At 34.2% G+C, this 21,108-nt stretch carries 18 protein-coding genes; 16 read left to right on the top strand and 2 right to left on the bottom strand.

Annotated elements, in window-relative coordinates; genetic code table 11:
- On the bottom strand, nt 1-189 hold a 189-nt coding region (locus tag AD60_RS10485; RefSeq protein WP_233186854.1), incomplete at its 3' end, for a hypothetical protein.
- On the opposite strand from AD60_RS10485, the gene AD60_RS07285 reads away from it, so the two are divergent.
- The 10 genes from AD60_RS07285 to AD60_RS07240 all read left to right on the top strand — a co-directional run bounded on the left by AD60_RS07285 (nt 184) and on the right by AD60_RS07240 (nt 10,736).
- The gene (locus tag AD60_RS07285; protein WP_103927535.1) at nt 184-531 is read left to right on the top strand and encodes a hypothetical protein; all 348 of its coding nucleotides are present in this window, start codon (nt 184-186) and stop codon (nt 529-531) included. The genes AD60_RS10485 and AD60_RS07285 overlap by 6 nt on opposite strands.
- A 3-nt stretch (nt 532-534) precedes the next feature.
- A complete protein-coding gene (gene pth / locus AD60_RS07280; protein ID WP_103877130.1) occupies nt 535-1,110 on the top strand; it encodes an aminoacyl-tRNA hydrolase in 576 nt (191 codons plus the stop codon).
- Between the two features lie 28 nt (nt 1,111-1,138).
- On the top strand, nt 1,139-2,554 hold the full coding sequence (locus tag AD60_RS07275) for an Rne/Rng family ribonuclease (RefSeq protein WP_103877129.1): 1,416 nt from the start codon (nt 1,139-1,141) through the stop codon (nt 2,552-2,554).
- Between the two features lie 28 nt (nt 2,555-2,582).
- Entirely contained in the window at nt 2,583-3,833 is a 1,251-nt protein-coding gene (locus AD60_RS07270; RefSeq protein WP_103877128.1) for a hypothetical protein, read from the top strand.
- A 36-nt stretch (nt 3,834-3,869) separates the two neighbouring features.
- Nucleotides 3,870-4,952, top strand: coding sequence for an AAA family ATPase (locus AD60_RS07265; protein ID WP_103877127.1), 1,083 nt, complete (start codon nt 3,870-3,872; stop codon nt 4,950-4,952).
- Nucleotide 4,953: 1 nt separating this feature from the next.
- Nucleotides 4,954-6,138 (top strand): VWA-like domain-containing protein, encoded by a 1,185-nt coding sequence (locus AD60_RS07260; protein ID WP_103877126.1) that lies wholly within the window; start codon nt 4,954-4,956, stop codon nt 6,136-6,138.
- 18 nt (nt 6,139-6,156) lie between these two features.
- Nucleotides 6,157-6,543 carry a YbaB/EbfC family nucleoid-associated protein gene (locus AD60_RS07255; RefSeq protein WP_103877125.1) on the top strand — a complete coding sequence of 129 codons (387 nt, stop codon included), beginning with the start codon at nt 6,157-6,159 and terminating at the stop codon, nt 6,541-6,543.
- A gap of 184 nt (nt 6,544-6,727) precedes the next feature.
- A complete protein-coding gene (gene gap, locus AD60_RS07250; protein WP_103877124.1) occupies nt 6,728-7,732 on the top strand; it encodes a type I glyceraldehyde-3-phosphate dehydrogenase in 1,005 nt (334 codons plus the stop codon).
- A gap of 69 nt (nt 7,733-7,801) precedes the next feature.
- The gene (tpiA, locus tag AD60_RS07245; protein ID WP_103877123.1) at nt 7,802-9,769 is read left to right on the top strand and encodes a triose-phosphate isomerase; all 1,968 of its coding nucleotides are present in this window, start codon (nt 7,802-7,804) and stop codon (nt 9,767-9,769) included.
- Nucleotides 9,770-9,890: 121 nt separating this feature from the next.
- Nucleotides 9,891-10,736, top strand: a complete 846-nt coding sequence (locus AD60_RS07240; RefSeq protein ID WP_103877122.1) for a GNAT family N-acetyltransferase — start codon at nt 9,891-9,893, stop codon at nt 10,734-10,736.
- Here the strand turns inward: AD60_RS07240 and AD60_RS07235 are convergent.
- Entirely contained in the window at nt 10,726-11,061 is a 336-nt protein-coding gene (locus tag AD60_RS07235) for a hypothetical protein (RefSeq protein ID WP_103877121.1), read from the bottom strand. The two genes, AD60_RS07240 and AD60_RS07235, sit on opposite strands and share 11 nt — an antisense overlap.
- 326 nt (nt 11,062-11,387) lie before the next feature.
- On the opposite strand from AD60_RS07235, the gene AD60_RS07230 reads away from it, so the two are divergent.
- From AD60_RS07230 to AD60_RS07205, 6 genes are all read left to right on the top strand, one after another.
- The gene (locus AD60_RS07230; protein WP_103877120.1) at nt 11,388-13,064 is read left to right on the top strand and encodes a peptidylprolyl isomerase; all 1,677 of its coding nucleotides are present in this window, start codon (nt 11,388-11,390) and stop codon (nt 13,062-13,064) included.
- Nucleotides 13,065-13,133: 69 nt separating this feature from the next.
- Entirely contained in the window at nt 13,134-13,604 is a 471-nt protein-coding gene (locus AD60_RS07225) for a QueT transporter family protein (protein ID WP_103877119.1), read from the top strand.
- The gene (locus AD60_RS07220) at nt 13,597-14,985 is read left to right on the top strand and encodes a pyruvate carboxylase subunit B (RefSeq protein WP_103877118.1); all 1,389 of its coding nucleotides are present in this window, start codon (nt 13,597-13,599) and stop codon (nt 14,983-14,985) included. Before AD60_RS07225 ends, AD60_RS07220 begins: the two co-directional genes overlap by 8 nt.
- A gap of 183 nt (nt 14,986-15,168) precedes the next feature.
- Nucleotides 15,169-16,377, top strand: a complete 1,209-nt coding sequence (locus tag AD60_RS07215; protein WP_103877117.1) for a maltose ABC transporter substrate-binding protein — start codon at nt 15,169-15,171, stop codon at nt 16,375-16,377.
- Nucleotides 16,378-16,480: 103 nt separating this feature from the next.
- Nucleotides 16,481-18,235: an ABC transporter permease subunit gene (locus AD60_RS07210; RefSeq protein ID WP_103877116.1), complete on the top strand. Its 1,755-nt coding sequence runs from the start codon at nt 16,481-16,483 to the stop codon at nt 18,233-18,235.
- Entirely contained in the window at nt 18,235-20,847 is a 2,613-nt protein-coding gene (locus tag AD60_RS07205; RefSeq protein ID WP_199177871.1) for an ABC transporter permease subunit, read from the top strand. The genes AD60_RS07210 and AD60_RS07205 overlap by 1 nt, the downstream gene beginning before the upstream one ends.
- Nucleotides 20,848-21,108: the final 261 nt, after the last annotated feature.

Here is a 21,108-nt window from a genome sequence, read left to right as displayed (position 1 = left end):
TGAGCATTTTCTGACGCATCGGTTACAAACGATACATTTTTGAGGTTCTCTGACAATTGAATAACTGCTTTGGTCTTCTGATAAACCATTAGATATCGGGGGGACCCTTATTTCAGTTACACCTATAAAGTATCTGACCAGCCTATTCATGTAGATTTTTATGTTCCAGAAGAAGGAAGAAAAATGCATTTGAGAATACCTTTAGAATTTGAAGGAGAACCTCTTGGAGTTACGCAAGGCGGGTATTTAAACACCTACGTTCATGAAATACCTGTAGCTATTCTCCCCTCAGATATCGTTGATTCAATAAAGGTGGATATCTCTGCGTTAAAACTAGGTGAATCTTTATCCGTTTCAGATATTAAAAATCTTCTTCCAAAAAGTGCAGAATCACTTCTTGAAGACGAAGAACTTGTCATTAGTGTAGTTGAACCGAAAGCTGCAGAAGTGACTGAAGAAACGCAAGAAGAAGAAATAACCGAACCTGAAGTAATCCAAGAAAAATCAGCACAAGATATGAAGGAAGAATAAAAAGTGAGAAATTTGGTAATAGGTTTAGGAAATCCTGGCCCGCGTTATGTTTTTACAAAACATAACGTGGGTTTTTTAGCTTTAGATAAATATGAAGAAAACAAAAAAAATATATCGAATATTAAAAAAATATCCGGTAAGAATTTTGAAGGCTTTGCTATAGAAAACGATATTTTCATCAAACCGTTAACTTATATGAATGCCAGTGGAGAAGTGTTACCATACGTTTTTAAAAAATTTGGTAAAATAGAGGAAAGTTTATTAATAATTTACGATGATATTTGGTTAAACTTGGGCGAAATACGTATAAGGAAAAGCGGTTCTGACGGGGGACATAATGGATTAAAATCAATAATAGGTATTTTAAAAAGTACCGATTTTCCCAGGATAAGAATAGGTATCAACAATGGATACGAGCATGGATCCGGAAATTTGGCAAACTACGTTTTAAGCCCTTTTACACAAGAAGAATGGATTATATTGGACAAAGTACTTGACTATGTTACTACATCGATAGATTTGATTTTAGAAGGCAGAATAAACGAAGCGATGAATAAATTTAACAAAAAGATAATTTAGAACAAAGTTGGAGGAATGAAATAAAGCAATGGAAGAAGAAAAGACAATGCTAGTTAGTAAAGCTCTGGAAGAAATCAGAATAGCAATATTGGAAGAAGATAAATTAAGTGAAATTTTTTTTGAAGATTTTGAAACCGATAGAAATATTGGAAAAATCTTTTTGGGTATAATTGAAAATAGGGTTCCGAGTTTGGAGGCTTTTTTTGTAAATATTGGATTAGGAAAGAATGGTTTTCTCAGATACAGAGATGTTCTTGATGATCCTAATCATTATAACGTTGGAGACAAAATTCTAGTCCAGGTAAGAAAAGATGGAGGAACAAGAAAGGGGCCTCAACTTTCTATGCAAACAAGTTTGCCTGGTAAATATTTAGTATACATCCCAAATTCTAATGAAGGTATTGGGATATCTAGAAAAATTCTCCAAGAAAAAGAAAGAATAAGATTGAGGCAAATAGCAAAAGAGATTCTAAGGGATAACGAATCTATCATATTTAGAACGAATTCTGAAGGAATCGATGAAAAAGAAGTAGAAGCAGAATTAAGCGAAATGCGAAAAATATATAACAGTATTTTACAAAGATTTCAATCTCAAAAAAATCCTGGAGTTTTATACGAAGAAAGTGATTTTCTAGAGTACATATTAAGGGAACGATTGGATTCAAAAACAAAAAAAATAATCACAGATGACAGACAAATTTTTAGAAAAATAAAAAAAAGTTTGAAAGGTTTTGAACTAAAACCCAAAGTTGAGTTTGTAAGAGGAGATGTTTTTCAGATCCATAATATATACCATCAAATGGAAGAGATCTTTACAAAGAAGATCGAACTGTCAGGTGGAGGTACCATTACTATAGATAGAGCAGAAGCTTTAACCGCCATTGATGTAGATTCTGCTGGAAATTTGGAAGGAAAGAATATTGAGGAAACTTCGTTTATTACAAACATGGAAGCGGCCAAAGAAATAGCCCGACAATTGAAATTAAGAAATATTGGAGGAATGATCGTTGTAGATTTTATTGATATGAAAGACTCTTCACATAAAAAGACGATTATCAATATTCTTAAAGAAGAATCAAAAAAAGATAAATCAAAAGTTACCATACTAGGATTCACAAACATGGGGCTTTTAGAAATTATTAGAAAAAGAACTACACAACCTTTGGATACCAACGTGTATTCCCAATGTCCATTATGTCATGGAACAGGTAAAATCATAGCCCCCTCTCTAGTACACGGAAGATTGATAAAAGAATTATTATCTTCGATCAAGGAAATAAAAAAAGACAGAATAAAAGTAATAGAAATAAATGCATTTCATAATCTTTCAGGTTATTTAACCCCATCTTTAACTGAAGAACTGGAAAAACAGTTAAACGTAAAATTAGAGGTGTCTTTTAACTGGCAAAACCCTAATTCTTACGGTATTAAATACAAAAAATGATTTGTTTGCAAGAAAGTGGTGACATCCTATGTTAAAGAAAATATTGATTTTTGTAATAATCACTCTCTCTATCTTTTTTTTCGTTTCTGGAATATACCTTTCTAATTCGAAAATCAGCGATACTGTTGATTTTTTAAGTAGTACCTATGTTAACCAAAAGGAGCCATTAATACAGTATCTTTCAGATACGCAAGAAGTTAGATCGACCAATAGTCAATCTTTCTTCAAAAAGATTGATGAAAAGGGGACATATTTAACAAAAATAAGTCAAATAAGTAATAATGAATATGTTTCTCTAGCAGTTAAAGGAAACCAATACTTTTTATACTTCTTGGACGAAGCGGGCAGTATAAAAAAAGAAATATTTATAGAAAGCGGCCAAGTACATATAAACGATTTTGTTTTTTTCAACAATACTTTCACTTTCGTGGGACAAAAAAACGGTAAGCCTTATATTTTAAACATCTCAAAGACCGGAGAAACAAACTGGTCTCTCGTTATAAATTATCAGGGAGCATTAAACACAATAAAAAACACATCAGGAAGTTATGTCGTTGGAGGATGGGTAATAGAAAATACTAATAGTCAAGCGTACATCTCTGAAGTAAACCTTTCGGGAAAGAAAATTTGGGAAAACATGTATGGAAGAGATAGAGAAGAAAAAATTGTTGATTTAGTAATCGATAATAATAGAATTATAACGGTAGGTACGTCTAATTCTAACCCACAAAAACAAAACGATTTATTAATATTATTATATAGTAGAGAAGGAACTTTACTTTTTTCAGATGAATATGGATATACTACCTTCCACGAAAATCCAAATAGCATAGTCCAAGATAATGAAGGGAATATATACATAGGTGGATACATTACCACTCTAAACGAAAAAGAGTGGAAAGGTTTTATAATGAAGATATCAAAAGAGCTTGAACAAAAAGATACTCTCGAAGTTGAATACTTTGAAACATTATCGATAAAATCTCTTTCGAGGCTTGAAGAAGTAAAATTTTATAATGATCAAATTTATTTGTTGGGAGTTTGCGTTGATAATTGGCCAGATTACGATCTGTTTTTGAGAATTATAAATCCCAACGGGGTATTAATTGAACAGAAAATTTATGGCAATAACGATCAAGAATTAATATATTCTTTTGAAATATTACCAGCAGGGGAAATTTTAGGTACAGGGCAGGTAAAAGATTCAAATAATCAAGTTTATCCTCTAATAATAAAAACTGATTCATCGTACTCAATACCCCAAAAAGAAAAACCATAAATCTAAATCAGTATCAACGAAAGGAGAATATAACAATTGAAACCATCCACGGTAAAATACCTATCAGAAAAAATTATGGATTCAGGAGAAATACCTCTCTTATGGGGACATTTTGGTGTAGGTAAAACGGATATTGCTAAGGAGATAGCAGAAGAGACGGGAAGAGAATTAATCATATTGATCATCTCTCAGATGGAACCAGGGGATCTAATTGGGCTACCTTCGAGAGACTCAGAAAAAACGGTTTTTTTAAAACCTGACTGGTGGCCAAATAAAGATGAAGTAATAATAATGATCGACGAAATTAACAGGGCACACAGATCTATAAGAAATGCGATCATGCAGTTATTGATAGACAGAAGAATACATAACCATGTACTACCGACTGGAGCATGGATCATGGGAGCCGCTAACCCTCCTGATGAAGAGTACGATCAAGTAGATTTGATAACTGATCCTGCCTTCATGTCAAGATTCTTTCATTTAGAATTGTCTCCAGATGTTGATGATTGGGTAAACTGGGCTTCACAAGAACATGTAAAAAGAGAAGTTATTTCTTTTATCAAAGAATATCCTGAATATCTTTCTTCCGATAATATAGTATCTATGAGACTCAATTTAAGGCCCAGCCCCAGGAGTTGGTATAAATTATCCAATGTTTTGTCTAATTTATCTGAAGATGATCTGAAAAAATATGGGTACGTCATTGCTGCCTCAATAGTTGGATCGGAAGCAGCCAGGACATTTTTGTCTCATTTAGAGAATAAAGTTGAACTACCTAATCCCAAAGATTTACTAATAGAAGGCAAAAATCTTGAAAGAATCGAGAAATTGACCAACGAAGAAAAGGTAAGTCTGATTTTAAGAATAAATAATTATTTTGAATCGTTAAAAGAGGAAGAGATAGAACAATTATTATCTGATGGAAATCAAAAAACAATCGCAGAAAATATAAAGAACATAAGCGAGTTCGTACCTAAAGATGCTATGTTCTCTGTATTAAGATTTCTAAACGAAATGGTAGAAAAAAATAAAGGATTAAAAAAAGCCTTTTACGATAAACTTTTAGAAGAAATTGCCATTAAACTAGGAGATTCCACTTGGATGGAAGGAATTTAGAATGGATGATATACTTCAAAACGCTTGGATAGAACTGGAGAAAGAAAGCTTATTTTTTTCTTACTTGAGGATGAATTTTGATTCCTTGCCAACCACTTCTGTAAGGACTATAAAGGTTTCAATAACTCCTCAAGGGAAATTTAGATTGTTGTATAATCCCAATCGTTTAAAAAATATTGGTTTAATATTAACCAAAGGAATATTAAAACATGAGATTTACCATATAATATTTGGACACATATTCATAAAACCCAAAAATAAAAGGGAAAGAGGTATTTGGGATTTAGCAATGGATGCAGCGGTAAACCAATATATCACAGAATTAGATGTATTTGCAGAACCTTTAGATGTAATGGTAGCGGAAGGACATGCCCCAGACAACGAATTCTTTTTTGTTACCGCTCCTATGAACCTCTTAAATAAAACGGCAGAAGAATACTATAGATACGCAATGGATTTATTAGAAAAAAACAAGATGATCGATGTAGAAGAGATACTAGAAAAAAGGGAGAACAACCTCGATTCACACGACTTTTCGTCTGATATTCCAGAAGAAATGGCATTTGATATTGTTAGCGAGTTTGTTACAAAAGCCTACGATAAAAGCAAAAACAATCTTCCCGATGGTATAGAATTAGCGGTTTCTCTTATGGTAACGAAACCTTTCTTTAATTGGGAAACGATGTTAAGAAGATTTTTTGGCAGTTCTATAGTCGTCGAAAAATACAGGACCCTAATGAAACCAAATCGAAGATATGAGGATCAACCAGGTTGGAGATCAAAAATGGGACCAAATATTGCAATAATAATCGATACTAGTGGTTCCATTATAGAAGAAGAATACAATGCTTTTTTCAGTGAAGTAGAAAATATTTCAAAAAATCTTGGGGGAAAAGTCACCCTAATCCAAGCAGACAGTCATATCCAAAATATCATGACCTATAACAAAGGAAACTGGAAGGAACTAGTTTTAAAAGGTAAAGGTTCAACTAACATGCAACCTGCGGTTGATTACGTTGAGGAAAATTTAAGACCCGAAGGCATAATCATATTCACAGACGGTTGGGTTGAAGTACCAAATGTACAACGAAGGATTCTCTTCATCTTGTCAAAAAAACATAATCCTGATTTTATAAATGATGTGATAGAATATTATGGAAAGAACAGTATTGCAATTATCAGCTAACCGTTAGGAGGAGTATTTATGGCCAAAAAAATGAAAAGTTTAGGGGGAAGATCTCTTTCAAAAAAAACTGGCAGCAAAAACGATATGAACAAAATGCTTCAAGAAGCCCAAAGAGCTCAAGCTGAAATGCAAGATGAATTAGATAAGCTAGATGAAGAATTATCTAACGTAGAGGTAGAAGCTACTGCGGGAGGTGGCGTTGTAAAGGTTGTGGCAACGTGCGATATGAGAATAAAAGACATAGTTATATCTGAGGAAGTTGAAGATGAAGATATAGACACCTTAAAAGATCTTATAATAGCTGCTTCAAATGAAGCTATAGAAAAGGCTAATAAACTTAAAGAGGAAAAGACCAACGAGATTTCACAAAAGTTTTTAGGAACCCTTCCTAACTTTGGGGCTTGAAAAAAATTAACTTTTTCTTTTCAAAAAAGCATAATTTTATATGTACAATATAATTAAGAGAAAAAAATAACAAACATTTTGAATTCTTCTGAGTTGAAATCATGATGGGATGCTGGACAAAAAGCTAAACAAATCTTACGATTTTTAAAGAAAGCACTAAAATTTATTAGGAGGTGTTGTATAAATGGCAGTAAAAATCGGAATAAACGGTTTTGGAAGAATAGGTAGATTAGTTTTTAGACAGTTGGTTGAAAACCCAAACTTTGAGGTAGTGGCAATAAACGATCTTACAGATTCAAAAACCTTAGGGACACTTTTAAAATACGATTCCGTTCATGGAACATTCAAAGGAACTGTTGAGATAGTTGATAATGGTTTAAAGGTCAATGGAAAAGAGATCAAGGTTTTCGCAGAAAAAGATCCAAGCAATCTTCCATGGGCTGATTTAGGTGTCTCAATTGTTATTGAATCTACAGGTGTATTTAGAAATAAAGAAAAGGCTTCCGCACATCTAAAGGCTGGTGCTAAGAAAGTTATAATAACCGCTCCAGCAAAAGGTGAAGTAGATGCAACGATAGTTATGGGGGTAAATGACGATATCCTCACTCCACTGATGGAAGTTGTTTCAAACGCATCTTGTACAACAAACTCAATTGCACCAGTTATAAAAGTTTTAAACGACAAATTAAAAATTAAAAGAGGTTTGCTAACCACCGTTCATTCATTTACAAACGATCAAAGGGTTTTAGATTTACCACACAGTGATTTAAGAAGAGCAAGAGCAGCTTCTCTTAATATCATCCCAACAACAACCGGAGCTGCAAAGGCCGTTGGATTAGTAATTCCAGAACTCAAAGGTAAATTAGATGGAATGGCTTTGAGAGTTCCTACACCAGATGGATCTATCACAGATTTAACCGTTGAAGTAGAAAAACCAACAACCGTTGAAGAAGTAAATAAAATGATAAAAGATGCCGTTGAAAACGAATTGAAAGGTATCTTTGGGTACAATGAAGAGCCAATTGTTTCTTCTGATATTGTTGGTTCAACTGTTGCAGGAATATTCGATGCTACATTAACAAATGTAATGGATGGAACTTTTGTAAAAGTCTGTGCGTGGTACGACAACGAAAACGGATACTCAGCAACCGTTGTGAAACTGATTGAAAAATTAGCTAAGATGCTGTAATTGCAATAAAAAAGAGGGGATTTAATCCCCTTTTTCTTTAAAGTAGATGTAAATATAGGGGGTGTCAATATGGAAAAATTAACTATAAAAGACGTTGAGTTAAAAGGCAAAAAGGTCATAATGAGAGTTGATTTCAACGTTCCTATAAAAGATGGAAAGATAACCGATGAAACCAGAATTAAAGCTGCTCTGAACACAATTAAATACGCCTTGGACAAAGGAGCAAAAGTAATATTACTATCTCACTTAGGACGTCCCAAAGGTGAAAAGGACCCTCAATTTTCTCTAAAACCAGTAGCCGAAAGATTAGGAGAGTTATTAAATACTAACGTTTATTTTGTAGATGAAACCAGAGGGTCAAAAGTTGAAGAGGCTGTTTCAGAGTTAAAAGAAGGTGAAGTATTAGTTCTTGAAAATACAAGATTTGAAAAAGGTGAAACTAAAAACGATCTCGAACTTGCAAAATATTGGGCTTCTTTAGCGGATCTTCATGTTAATGATGCTTTTGGAACGGCTCATAGAGCGCATGCTTCAAATGTTGGAATTGCAAACTTTATCCCAAGTGTTGCAGGATTTTTGATGGAAAAAGAGATCGAATTTTTGCAAAAAGCCGTTGAAAACCCTGAAAAACCTTATGTAGTAATCCTGGGTGGTGCTAAAGTATCCGACAAAATAGGGGTAATAAATAATTTGTTGAATAAAGCTGATAAGATATTAATCGGCGGGGCAATGATGTTTACTTTCTTAAAAGCCTTAGGTAAAAACGTTGGTTCTTCGCTGGTAGAAGAAGATAAACTCAATGTTGCAAAAGAAATATTAGAAAACTCGAAAGCAAAAGGTGTTGAGATTGTTTTACCTGTTGATACTGTTATCGCCCAAAAAATAGAAGCAGGTGTTGAAAAGAAAACCGTAAAAATAGATGATGGGATTTCTGAAGGTTGGATGGGATTAGATATTGGAGCCGAAACCATTTCATTATTTAAAGAAAAAATTTCTGATGCTAAAACAATTGTTTGGAATGGCCCTATGGGAGTTTTTGAAATAGATGATTTTGCTTTCGGTACAAAAGAAGTTGCTCATGTAATTGCAGAAGTAACCAAAAAAGGTTGTATAAGTATTATAGGTGGAGGAGATTCTGCAGCTGCTGCTGAAAAATTTGGTTTGGCTAGCGAATTTTCCCACGTTTCAACTGGCGGAGGCGCTTCTTTAGAGTTTTTAGAAGGTAAAGAATTGCCGGGTATCTCTTCAATATCCGAAAAAAAAAATCTGAATGAAAGAAAATTCATTCTCGCCGCAAATTGGAAGATGAACAAGACAAATACAGAGGCAGCCGAATTTGTGTCAAAACTTGTAGGACAGATAAAAACTGAAGATAAATTTGAAGTTATTGTTTGCCCCCCTTACACAGCTCTTGAGAAGGTTAGAGATATCACAAGCAGTTCAAACATAAAAGTAGGTGCCCAAAATGTTTATTATGAAGATAAAGGTGCCTATACCGGCGAGATCTCAGTTAATATGCTGAAAGATATAGGAGTGGAATATGTAATTCTTGGTCACTCTGAGAGAAGACACATCTTTAAAGAAAGCGATGGCCTCATAAACAAGAAGCTCAAAAAAGTAATAGTATCCGGACTAACACCCATACTATGTGTGGGTGAACAGTTAGAAGAACGTGAAAAGGGTTTAACGTTCAACGTTGTAGAAAGACAGATTAAAGAAGCTCTTTATGGTCTAACTGAGGAAGAAGCAAGAACAATCGTAATCGCCTACGAACCTGTGTGGGCAATTGGAACAGGAAAAGTTGCAACCCCTAACCAAGCCCAAGAAGTTCATGAGTTTATTAGAGACCTTTTGAAAGATATCTTCAACGAAGAGTTTGCTGAAAATACCGCTATACTGTATGGTGGAAGCATAAAACCAAACAATTATTTGGGTCTTTTTGGAAAACCAGATATAGACGGCGGTTTAGTTGGAGGTGCCTCCTTAACTGAAGACTTCGTGGAGCTTGCCAATATTATGAAAGAAATTATCGAATAAGCCACCCTAATGGGTGGCCTTTTTATATATTTTTTGGTTTTTATGTTAAAATTATTATAGTAGAAAATTAGAAAATTGGGATAATGTGGTTCGGTTTGTAAAGAGGAAGGAGGGGGGCACGATGATTACTTATAAATCATTAAAAAACGTTCCCGCGAGTGTTGTAATCGAACTTGTTAATGAAGTGTTTAAAGACTATGTTTTCCCAGTGAATTGGAATTTGGAGAGTTTTGAAAAAGATGTGAAAGAAAACTCTATTTCCTTGGAAAATTCTTTTATAGCTTTTTCTGATGGCATACCTGTAGGATTTAGCATTATATCAATAAGAAAAGATGTTGGAAGAATTGATTCAATTGGAGTAAAAGAAGAATTTAGGGGAAAAGGATTGGCCTCTGAAATCATCTTTCGTACCATTGAAACACTAAAATGGAAAGAGATAGAGAGGATAATTTTAGAAGTTGCCCAAAGTGATGAAAGGTCTATAAGATTTTATAATAAACATGGTTTTAGAGCAAAAAGAGAGCTGGCTTCTTTCTTTAAGGAAAAAGATCAACCAACAAATACTCATTTTAAATACGAACAAACTACTTCAGATGTGATCTACGAAATGGCTACTGAAGCAAAATTTAAATTTAAAAGAAAACTAAACTGGCAAAGAGAGCCTATAACCATAAAACTTAGCGAAAACAGATACAACTATGAAATCATATGCGACAACAATAAAAAATGCGGCTACGTGGCATGGGGATTCAACAAAGATAACTGTTACATAGTCGATGCCTCCCCTATTGAAGAGGGTTACACTTTCAATGCAATAATTGAAGATATTACATGTAAACTTTTAAAAATAAAAGATAGAATTGTCTTAGTCTCGGTTCCAGAAGATGATCCCTTGTACAAAGCTTTAATTGACAATAATTATTCTATATTCATAAAACAAATAGAAATGGAAAGAATCATTCATTGATTAATTTAGGCTCTATTTGAGCAAATTCATCAATATTCATTTCGTCGTTGATAGATACGAAATAACAAAATTTATAATTTTCCTTTGTTTCTAATTTTAGGTGATGTTTATCTTTTCCAACCTCAAGTGTAAAAATGAACTCACTTCCATTTTTTATGAGATCGTAAGATACATATTTTTCACTATTAGCTTTTAGCGCGTAAAAAACAAAAAATAGATTCTTGTTTCCTCTTTTGTAGCCGATCTCAGTTGCCAATTGAGGTAGTTGATTATTAAACTTGTGGTATAGGGTTTTCATTAGCAATTTCTCTTTCAAAGAAATCAATATATATCCTCCCTCCTGTAGGTAGGTTAATCTACTTTTAACTGTAAAGTTATACAGTTTTCATTCGATTATACCATATTTAAAAGGAATCAGCAAAATTTTATGACACAATTTTTAAGGTTGTTTTAATTATTAAAAGATATCATGAAAGTATTACTATTTTGGCTTGCTAAAATAGTAAAAATCTTTCTTAACAATTGAGAATGAAACCCTGTTTGCATCACTGGGTAAGAAAATTTTTTAAAATAAAATTAGGTTTTGGGGTTCTTAAGGGGCTTGCCCTTAACGATCAACATTAAAAATTATCAAACCAGAGGAGGTCCAAAATGAAAAAACTTTTAGTTGTACTTGGTATTCTTGTAGTTCTCTCTGTATCAATATTCTCAGAGTCAGTGGCATATTTAACTTCACAGGACGGGCAGCAAATATACGAATCTTACTTTTTGGAATTAGACCAATTGATGGGGGAGTATCATAATACATTATTAAATATTTTGAGTCAAAATCCCCAATACGATCAGTATTTTAACAAACCAATAGATCTAATAAGTATAACAGACGTTTTGATAGAATACAAAGCCATGGAAAAGTTTTTAAACGATAATGGAATAACATTGGACGCAGCGAAGATTTCGCAAGAGACAGATCGGATGTACAATCAATACATTGGGAGTGAGAACACAAGACAAATTTTCTTACAGTTTTTTGAAAAGGAAGAATATTTTCGCGGATTCATAAACAGCCTAGTGTATAGAAACGAGGTGATCAACGAATTAAGAAATTACTTCTCCAATTTTTCTGAAGAAGAACTGTCAACCTATGTTTCTAATAATTTTGAAAATTTCAAAAGCCAATTTGACGAAGTTAAAATCAGTCGGATTGTAACTGCAGATGAAAACACAGCCAATAGCATTAAGTCTGAAATATTGCAAAATAAGATCTCTTTCACTCAAGCAGCTTCAGAAAACTCTTTAGACACTCAAACTGCTTCAGTTGGTGGCTTGGTAGGATGGGTAAAACGTGGAGATATTTATGAAAACATAATTGAAGCGTCATTATCTTCAGCTCCTGGTGAAATAATTGGTCCAATAAGTTCTTCCTTGGGGTACCAGATAGTGCGAATCGAAGACAAAAAGATATATGAATCCCCGGAGGAATTATTACTGGACAACGATATAAGAAATAAATTAACTACCAACTACGTGGACTACCAGATTACCAATTGGTACGATCCATATATGTCTAATTATGACTTTGTAACTTCATACAAACCCTTAGAAATAGCATATGATATTTATAAAGCTCAATCTTATGATGACTTAGGAAATGTTGAAAAAAAGTACCGTAATACAATATTAAACGATAATGAGTTACCTGAAGAGTGGTATGTCTCTTATATTTTCACTGTTGAAAACCTACTTCCTATGAAAATTTCTCAAAAAAATGACCTTGAGAGTTATTCGAATATAGCTCAATCATACCCAGAGTTTCTTGAATACAGCAAGGATGAAATAAATAATCAGATAGAGCATTATCGTCAGCTCAAAGGCACCGTCGAATCAACAGACCTTCGTAATGAAGCGGCACAAAAAGAATTTGCTTTAAGTGAACTAGCTCATTTACAAGACACCTACGGGATCTTCACACAGCAAGAAATCCAAAGCGAATATGATAAATTATATAGCGATATTGAACAAATGAACATCGCACTGGAAAGTTCTCTTTTAACCTTAAGAGAAATGAATCCAGATTCCATAGAGATTATAGGAAGACTATACCAAGTTAAACCTGACGATCCTAATGTAGCTTTTGACTATTATTCAACAGTTTATTCCTACATTTTAAACTACTATAATTCAACGGGTGACATTGAATCGGTAAGGAAAGATTTGGAAACAATCAAAGATACCTTGAATTCATTAAATACAGAAAGCCTTGATAAAGAGAGGGTAAATCAAAGGCAGCAAATACTCGAAAACATAGACCAACTTTTAAATCAATAAAGACTTTAAGTTAAAAATAACCTGGTAAAGTTTTAACACTTTACCAAATTTTTCATTCAGGAGGGAAACATGAATTCAATAAGAGTCGTTAGAGCCTCTTTAATTGCTGCATTATATGTTGTTCTTTGTATAATCTTTCAACCTATCAGTTTCGGCCCTATACAGGTTCGAATTGCAGAAGCCTTTGTAATTCTGCCTTTTCTTGATCCTGCATTCATTCCCGGCATCTATGTAGGTGCGTTGTTGGCCAATATAATAGGTGGTTTGGGTGCTTGGGATATCTGGTTTGGAAGTTCATTGACCTTGATAGCGGGAGTTATAACTTGGAAAATGCCAAATGAGTATTTAGCTCCTCTCCCTCCTATATTGATTAACGCCTTTGGGGTGTCCGCTTATTTAGCTCCATTGTATGGAGTACCATATTTCTTTTCTGTACTTTGGGTAGGAGTTGGAGAAGCTGTTGCAACGTATATTATAGGGCTTCCCATATTAAAGGTATTCAAGAAAAATTTCTACAAAAGGAGTGAAAAAGATGAATAAAAAACCATTTATAGTCGATACAACTTTAAGAGATGGTCAACAATCTTTAATCGCAACGAGATTAAAAATGGAAGATTTTGAAGATCAATTAATAGACTTCGATCAAGTTGGATATTATTCGATGGAAGTATGGGGTGGAGCCACGTACGATTCATGCGTAAGATACCTCAACGAAGATCCATGGCAAAGGCTAAAAACTATAAGAGAAAAATTAAAAAATACCAAAATCCAAATGCTTCTAAGAGGGCAAAATTTAGTTGGATACCGAAATTATGCCGACGACGTGGTAGAATTATTTGTTAACAAAGTAGCCGACTACAAGATGGACATCATAAGGGTTTTCGATGCTTTAAACGATATTCGCAACTTGGAAAAATCCATAGAGGTTGCAAAAAGAAGAAATATACACGTTCAAGGAGCTATATGTTACACCATTAGTCCTGTTCATAATCTACAGTATTATTTAAATTATACAAAAGAATTAATAGAAAGGGGCGTCGATTCAATTGTTATAAAAGACATGGCAGGTTTGTTAAAGCCAAAAGATGCATATGATTTGGTAAAAGAAATCAAGAAGAAATTCGACATCCCGGTTGATATTCATTCTCATGCAACAACCGGTCTTGCCTCTATGGCTTATTTTGCGGCAGTAGAAGCCGGTGCAGATATTCTAGACTTAGCGTTAAGCCCTTTTGCTAATGGCACATCTGAACCCGCCATTGAGCCCTTTGTCTACACATACGACTTGGATGTAAACACAAAAACAATAATGAGATTGGTTGACCATTTTTGGAAAGTAAGATCAAAATACAGTGAATACGACGTCAAGATGGAATCAATAGATGCCAGAATATTAAATGCTCAAATCCCTGGAGGTATGCTTTCTAATTTAATTTCTCAATTAAAACTCCAAAAAGCGGAAGATAAATTAAACGATGTTCTACAAGAAGTACCTAGGGTTCGCAAGGATTTGGGATATCCTCCTTTGGTAACTCCTACTAGTCAAATCGTCGGAGTCCAAGCGGTTCTAAATGTATTAACAGGTAAAAGATATTCGATGATAACCAACGAAGTAAAAAATTATTTGAAAGGTCTTTATGGAAAACCTCCTGCCCCAGTAGACAAAGAATTATACAAATTAGCTTTGGACAATGAAAAGCCCATCGATCATAAACCGGCAGATGATTTGGAGCCAGAGCTAGAAAAAGCAAAAAAAGAAATAGGAATATTAGCTCAAAATGAAGAAGACTTATTAACCTATGTTCTATTCAAAGAAGTTGGTAAAAAATTCTTAAAAAATAAATATGTTCGTTCTCTTAATATCGATCTAAACTTGGCTGAGAGCTTTCAAAAAGAAGATACTGTCATTTATCCTATTTGAATTTTTGAGCAAAATTTTTAAAAACTAAGATTTTCGCTTGTAATCGGAAATAATTCTTGATAATCCCCTCTAATCGGTTTTAATCACCAATAATTATGATTGGAAAATGTACATTCATTTGTTATAATTATTTTAGTAAAAACGTTTCCATAAAGAAAAAAACACTCAAAAGGGGGTATCAAGATGAAAAAAGGTTTAATTTTAACTTTGGTAATGTTGGTAGGAGCACTTTCGCTATTTTCACAAAAGTTAACCGTCTGGTCTTCAGAAAAACAAGTTGATTTTATGAAAAGAATCGGTCAGGAGTTTACTAGGGACACTGGTATAGTTGTCGAAGTACAAATGGTTAATTTCGGAGATATCAAGTCAAAATTTCTAACCGCAGCACAGGCAGGAGAAGGTCCTGATATAATAGTCGGAGCTAATGATTGGGTTGGAGAATTAGCATTAAATGGTTTACTCGAACCTATTCCAAAATCTGCCATTGAACTTGACAAATTTGCTCCATCAGGAATTCAAGCATTCACATATGAAGGTAAATTGTATGGATTGCCCTACGCTATCGAAGCAGTTGGATTATTATACAACAGGGATTATGTAAGCGACGATGAAGTTCCAACAAATATAGACGAGCTAATGGCTTTAGCAAAAGAGTTAACAACAGATGAAACGGTTGGTTTTGCTGTTGTTCCTAACGATTTTTATCAAACTTATGGTTTCTTTAGCGGATACGGTGCATATGTGTTTGGATACGATCCTCAAACTGGTTACGATATAACCGATATTGGATTGAACAATGAAGGAGCCATAAAAACTGGATATCTTTTAAAAAGTTTCTTCGACGAAGGTATAATGCCTCAAGGTATGGGATACACTATTATGGATTCCATGTTTACAGATGGGTTAATTGCGATGATGATAAACGGTCCATGGTCCGTAAAAACATATATAAATGCGGGTATAGACTTTGGAGTAGTTCCACTAACAAGCATAGAGGTTGAACCAGGTAAACCGATGAGACCTTTTGTTGGTTCGCAAGGAATGATGATCAATTCAAGATCAGAAAACAAGGCGTTTGCTATGGAATTTGTAATCAATTACTTAGCAACAGCTGAAGGAATATATCAATTTTATATAGCTGACCCGAGAGGTCCTTCAAGATTGGATGTAGCAAAAATAGTAGATGAACAAGGCGGGCCAGTACCTGGTGACATGGTTGCTGCCTTTACAGAAAGCGCCGCAGGGGGTATACCAATGCCTAATATACCAGCAATGCAATCTGTATGGCAACCTATGAGTGATGCTCTAAACAACATTATAAACGGAACACAAACACCAGAAGATGCTCTTAACGATGCCGTTTCAAAGATAAAAGCTGCTTTAAAACTTTAAATTTTTGATCTTTTAAGATTAAAATATAACAAGTTTAACCAATAAAAAGGGGAGGTTATCCCCTCTCCTTTTTTTAAAGCGAAAATTTTTGGGAGGGGCACTCATGAACAAATTCACTACGTTTTTAATATGGATATTCATTGGGGTGATGAATGCACTCCTAGTATGGGCAATACTTCTTCTATTCATACTTGCCAACTATGGATTGGCCGTAGTTATAAGTATTTTTCTTGTATTGACAGATTGGGCGATTTTTTCTAAAAAAGCTTACCCCTATAGGTATACATTACCTGCTCTGCTTTTTCTCTTTATTTTAACTATATATCCAATTTATTATACAATAGATACCTCATTCACCAATTACGGGACAGGACATTTATTCACTAGAACTAACGCTATTGATACTCTCCTCACAGATCCCACGTACTACTTTGAACCGGAAAATCCTAAAACCTATGATTTCAAAGTATTCGTCAGATACGATGAGCAATACAAACCAACCGAAGACTTTTTATTACTTTTATATGACGAAAAAAATATGTATTTATCCGAAAAACCCGTAACTTTAGAGTACGATTCGAGAGGTAACCTAATATATGCCGAATCAGAATTGTTCCCAGTTGAAAGAGATCAAATAACTGTAAACAATGCCACTTACAAAATAATACGCCCCACGGAAAGTTTAGGAACCAGTGGAAATGATTCAATAATGGCCATTGAAAAAGATGGAGAAATCAGATACACGTATTTTTATTCTCCAGTTGATCCACTTACCTCCACTAATTCAGCATTTTACAACTCTGTATTGAGACAAAATTATTTGAAGTCTTTAAATTTGGTGCTGAAAGGTCAAAACTTCCGTCTCTCTAGTTCAACAATATTCAAAAAATTTTCAGAAGCCTATAGGGTTTACGATACATCGGTTAAGGCTATAGTTGACGGAGAAAGAGAGATATACAAAACAGTTTTGGTGAACACGCTTACCAACAAAGAATTAGTTGAAAGAGACTTTGCTTTTTGGGATTACAATGAGAATGGTGAATTGTACAGATTAATAGGATACAAAGACTATATAGGTGGAGAAAACTTTGCAAAAATAATAACCGATCCAAGAATTTCTGGACCATTTTTTAAAATTTTCGGTTGGAATTTTGCCTACGCAGGTTTAAGTGTTTTATTCACTTTTGTAGTAGGACTCGCATTTGCTCTAGTGCTAAACGATGTAAACCTAAAAGGAAAAGTAGTGTACCGAACTTTACTAATAATACCGTGGGCGATACCAGCTTTTATTTCTGTGTTGGTTTGGAGAAATGGATTCTTCAACGAAACGTACGGGGTCATCAACAAATTCCTAATGGGAAGTTTAGGGATAGAATCCGTAAAATGGCTGAACGATCCATTTTGGGCAAAAGTGGCGATATTGATAACGAATACGTGGCTGGGATTTCCTTACATGATGACCATAAGCCTTGGTGCCTTACAAAGTATTCCAGGTGAATTATACGAAGCAGCCGTTATAGATGGTGCCACCAGATGGAAACAGTTCAAACAGATTACATTACCGCTTTTGATGGTTGCTGTTGCTCCATTACTCGTTATGAGTTTTGCCTTCAATTTCAATAATTTTACATTAATCTATCTACTTACAGGTGGTGGACCAGCAATGGCAGGGACGAGCACACCAGCGGGTTCAACAGACATATTGATATCATACGTATATAAATTAGCCTTTGAAGGGTCACATGGGCAAGACTTTGGATTTGCCTCTGCTATTTCGATGATCATATTCGCAATAATAGCAGTATTTAGCTACTTTAACTTTAGATTCTCAGGTTCATTCGAAGAGGTGAGTAGATAATGGCCATGATCGAAAAGAAAAATTACACTTTAAGGCATATCATACTAATAATCTGTGTTGTTGTAATACTATTTCCCTTTGTCTGGTTGATATCTACATCGATAAGAAGAGATAATGCTGCCTTTTCTACAAAACTTTTTTCGAACAGATTGACTGTAAATAATTATAAGGATTTAATACTTCAAACTCCAAATGTTCCTGAGTTAATAAACGAACTCAATTCTCTTAGCTCGTATGTCGGAGGATACAGTGGGCTATCTACATCAGAAGCACAAAACAAAGCAACGAAGTACATATCCAGTTTGGAAGGATATTTTACCGAAACTCAAAAGAACTTCGATGATTTAGAAAGCTCGTATAATGAGATATTCACAATTTATGAAACTCAGAATAAAGACCAATTTTTTAACAAAATAAACAACATAAGAAAAGAAGATTATCAAACCTTACAAGAAGAGTTAACCACAGTATTAAATCTATCCCAAAGCATGGGAATAAACGTTGACCCTACACAATTGCAAACGTTGCTAAGTGAGTATTTTACTCAAAGAAAAGAAATAATAACTAACTGGGAAAAAAGTTCTTTGAATAAAGATAGTGAATATTATATAGAAACGGTAAATACGATACTACAAATACCTCTGAAAACTTCTGCTTGGAGGGTAAGAACATATAGAAGATGGGTGAAAGAAGAACCCGAAGCTGAAAGGTTTGAGGAAAGCATTTTATCATTGTCTGAAAGATGGGATTCAATTGAAACAGAAATAGAAAAGGTACAAGAAGATATTCAATTACAAGCCAACGAATTATATGGTCAGTCCATAAGTCAAATATCCCAATTAGAAGCAGAATTAAACAATATAAATTCACAAATATCCCAAATCAATTCACAGCAGTCCCTTTTAGAAAGACAAAACAGTGAAATATACAACAGCCTATCTGCGTTGTTTGATATATTCATAGTCGAAAAAGAACGGTTAAATGCTGCTTATAACATATTAAGTGGACAAGACTTAACGAATGTTAAAGGAAAGACACCATTATTTGGGGAAGACAAATCTTTTTACGATAACGTTCAAAAATCTTTCCAGATTTTTCCTCTTGCTTTCGAGGATTTAAATTCTATCGACATGTTCATAGAAAATGGATTTGTAGAAACCCTCGCACTTTTCACTAAAGTCTATCAATTTTTAAACGATAACTTCACAAAAATATACGCCATAAAAGATTCAAAATCAATTTTACCAGGTTATCAATCGGCAAAAAGTTCGACTTTAAAGCTTTCTGAAAACATAGATGAATTGCTTGCATTAACATCACAATACAGTTCAAATACTCAGCAATTAGCCCAATACAGTGCCCAGTTAAATACTTTAAGAGAACAAAAGAACGAAATTCAAACAACGCTTACCCAACTCAAACAAGAAAATGAAGAAATGTTGAGTAACTTAAAAAAGATACAAAACATTCCTTTTTTGTTAGTTTATTTGGAAAGTGCCAATCAAGAAATATCTAACAACTTTGAATCAGTAAATTACGCATCTTTCGTGAGTTCAAAATATTATCCGTATTTTACTCCCGATCGTAACAGATACGTATTAATGAATTGGTACAACAATCTGTTGGAATCAAAACGAAGGTTCGACCAAGGAAGAGAAAAGTTAACGGTTATCCAAAATCAAATGGAAGAAAATATTAATATATTTAAAACAAATCTCACTGAATATCTTACTTTGAATCAAGGTGGTAATGTCACAACTATAATACCGCTTTCAGAGATTCAAAAACTTTACAACACACAATATGGTAAGGCTTCTGCAGATATAGCCCGTGCTTCGAGGATAGTAAGTGATTTATCGAATTACATAGATTCTCCCGAATTAAAGTCCAAACTTAGGAATATTGATAAAGATCTTTACTTGTTGCAACAAGATTGGTCAGCAAAAATAAGAAAACCGTTCATGCGTTGGCTTCTAAATTCCATAATGGTAGCAGGTATAACCTCAGTATTAACGGTTTTAATAACCTCCATTGCAGCATATCCCTTTTCGAGAATGAGATTTGTAGGAAGAAAGCAGGGATTATTCTTCTTGATGATAATTCAGATGTTCCCAGCAGTAATGTTTATGATAGCAATTTATGGCATATTGAAATTTATGGGTGATTATTTTGGAGTATTGGGTTTGGATTCCTTGGATGGATTGATCTTTGCATACATGGGAGGAATCGCATACAACATGTGGTTGTTCAAGGGTTACTATGACACTATCCCAGATTCTTTGGAAGAATCCGCAATGATAGACGGTGCTACGAGGTTCCAAACCTTTTGGAGGATCGTTTTGCCTCTATCTTTACCTATAATAGCGGTTGTTATGATACTTACCTTCATGAACATATTCAACGAGTTTGTTATGGCAAGGATAATATTACAAAGCGAATCAAATTATACCTATGCCGTTGGATTACAATCGTTCTCGTCAGGACCTTACGAAACAGAGTGGGGATTGTTCACCGCAGCCTCACTATTGGGAGCCATTCCTATGGTAGTTCTATTCTTGTCTCTCCAAAAATGGATAATAGGAGGATTAACACAAGGTTCTGTAAAAGGTTAATCATTACGAAAAAAGGAGACATGCAAAACACATGTCTCCTTTTTTAAGGTGCGCCCAGCATGGGCAATAGCTAAGCGGTGAAAGTCCTATAAATTATGTTGAACCGTATTTTAGCGGGATTGTTATTCCGCCTTAGTGTAGTTATAATAATAATCACCAGGCCAAATTGGATTATTTATCCATCCTTTTAGCCAAGAGCGATGGACCCTCAACCCTTGAGGCTGATAAAGAGGTAAAACAAGTGCGTAATCAATGACAAAC

The sequence above is a fragment of the Petrotoga sp. SL27 genome, assembly GCF_002924605.1.
Classification (GTDB): Bacteria; Thermotogota; Thermotogae; order Petrotogales; family Petrotogaceae; genus Petrotoga; species Petrotoga sibirica.
The sequence above is the reverse complement of the archived record's forward strand: the minus strand, read 5'-3'. Positions and strand labels throughout refer to the sequence as shown.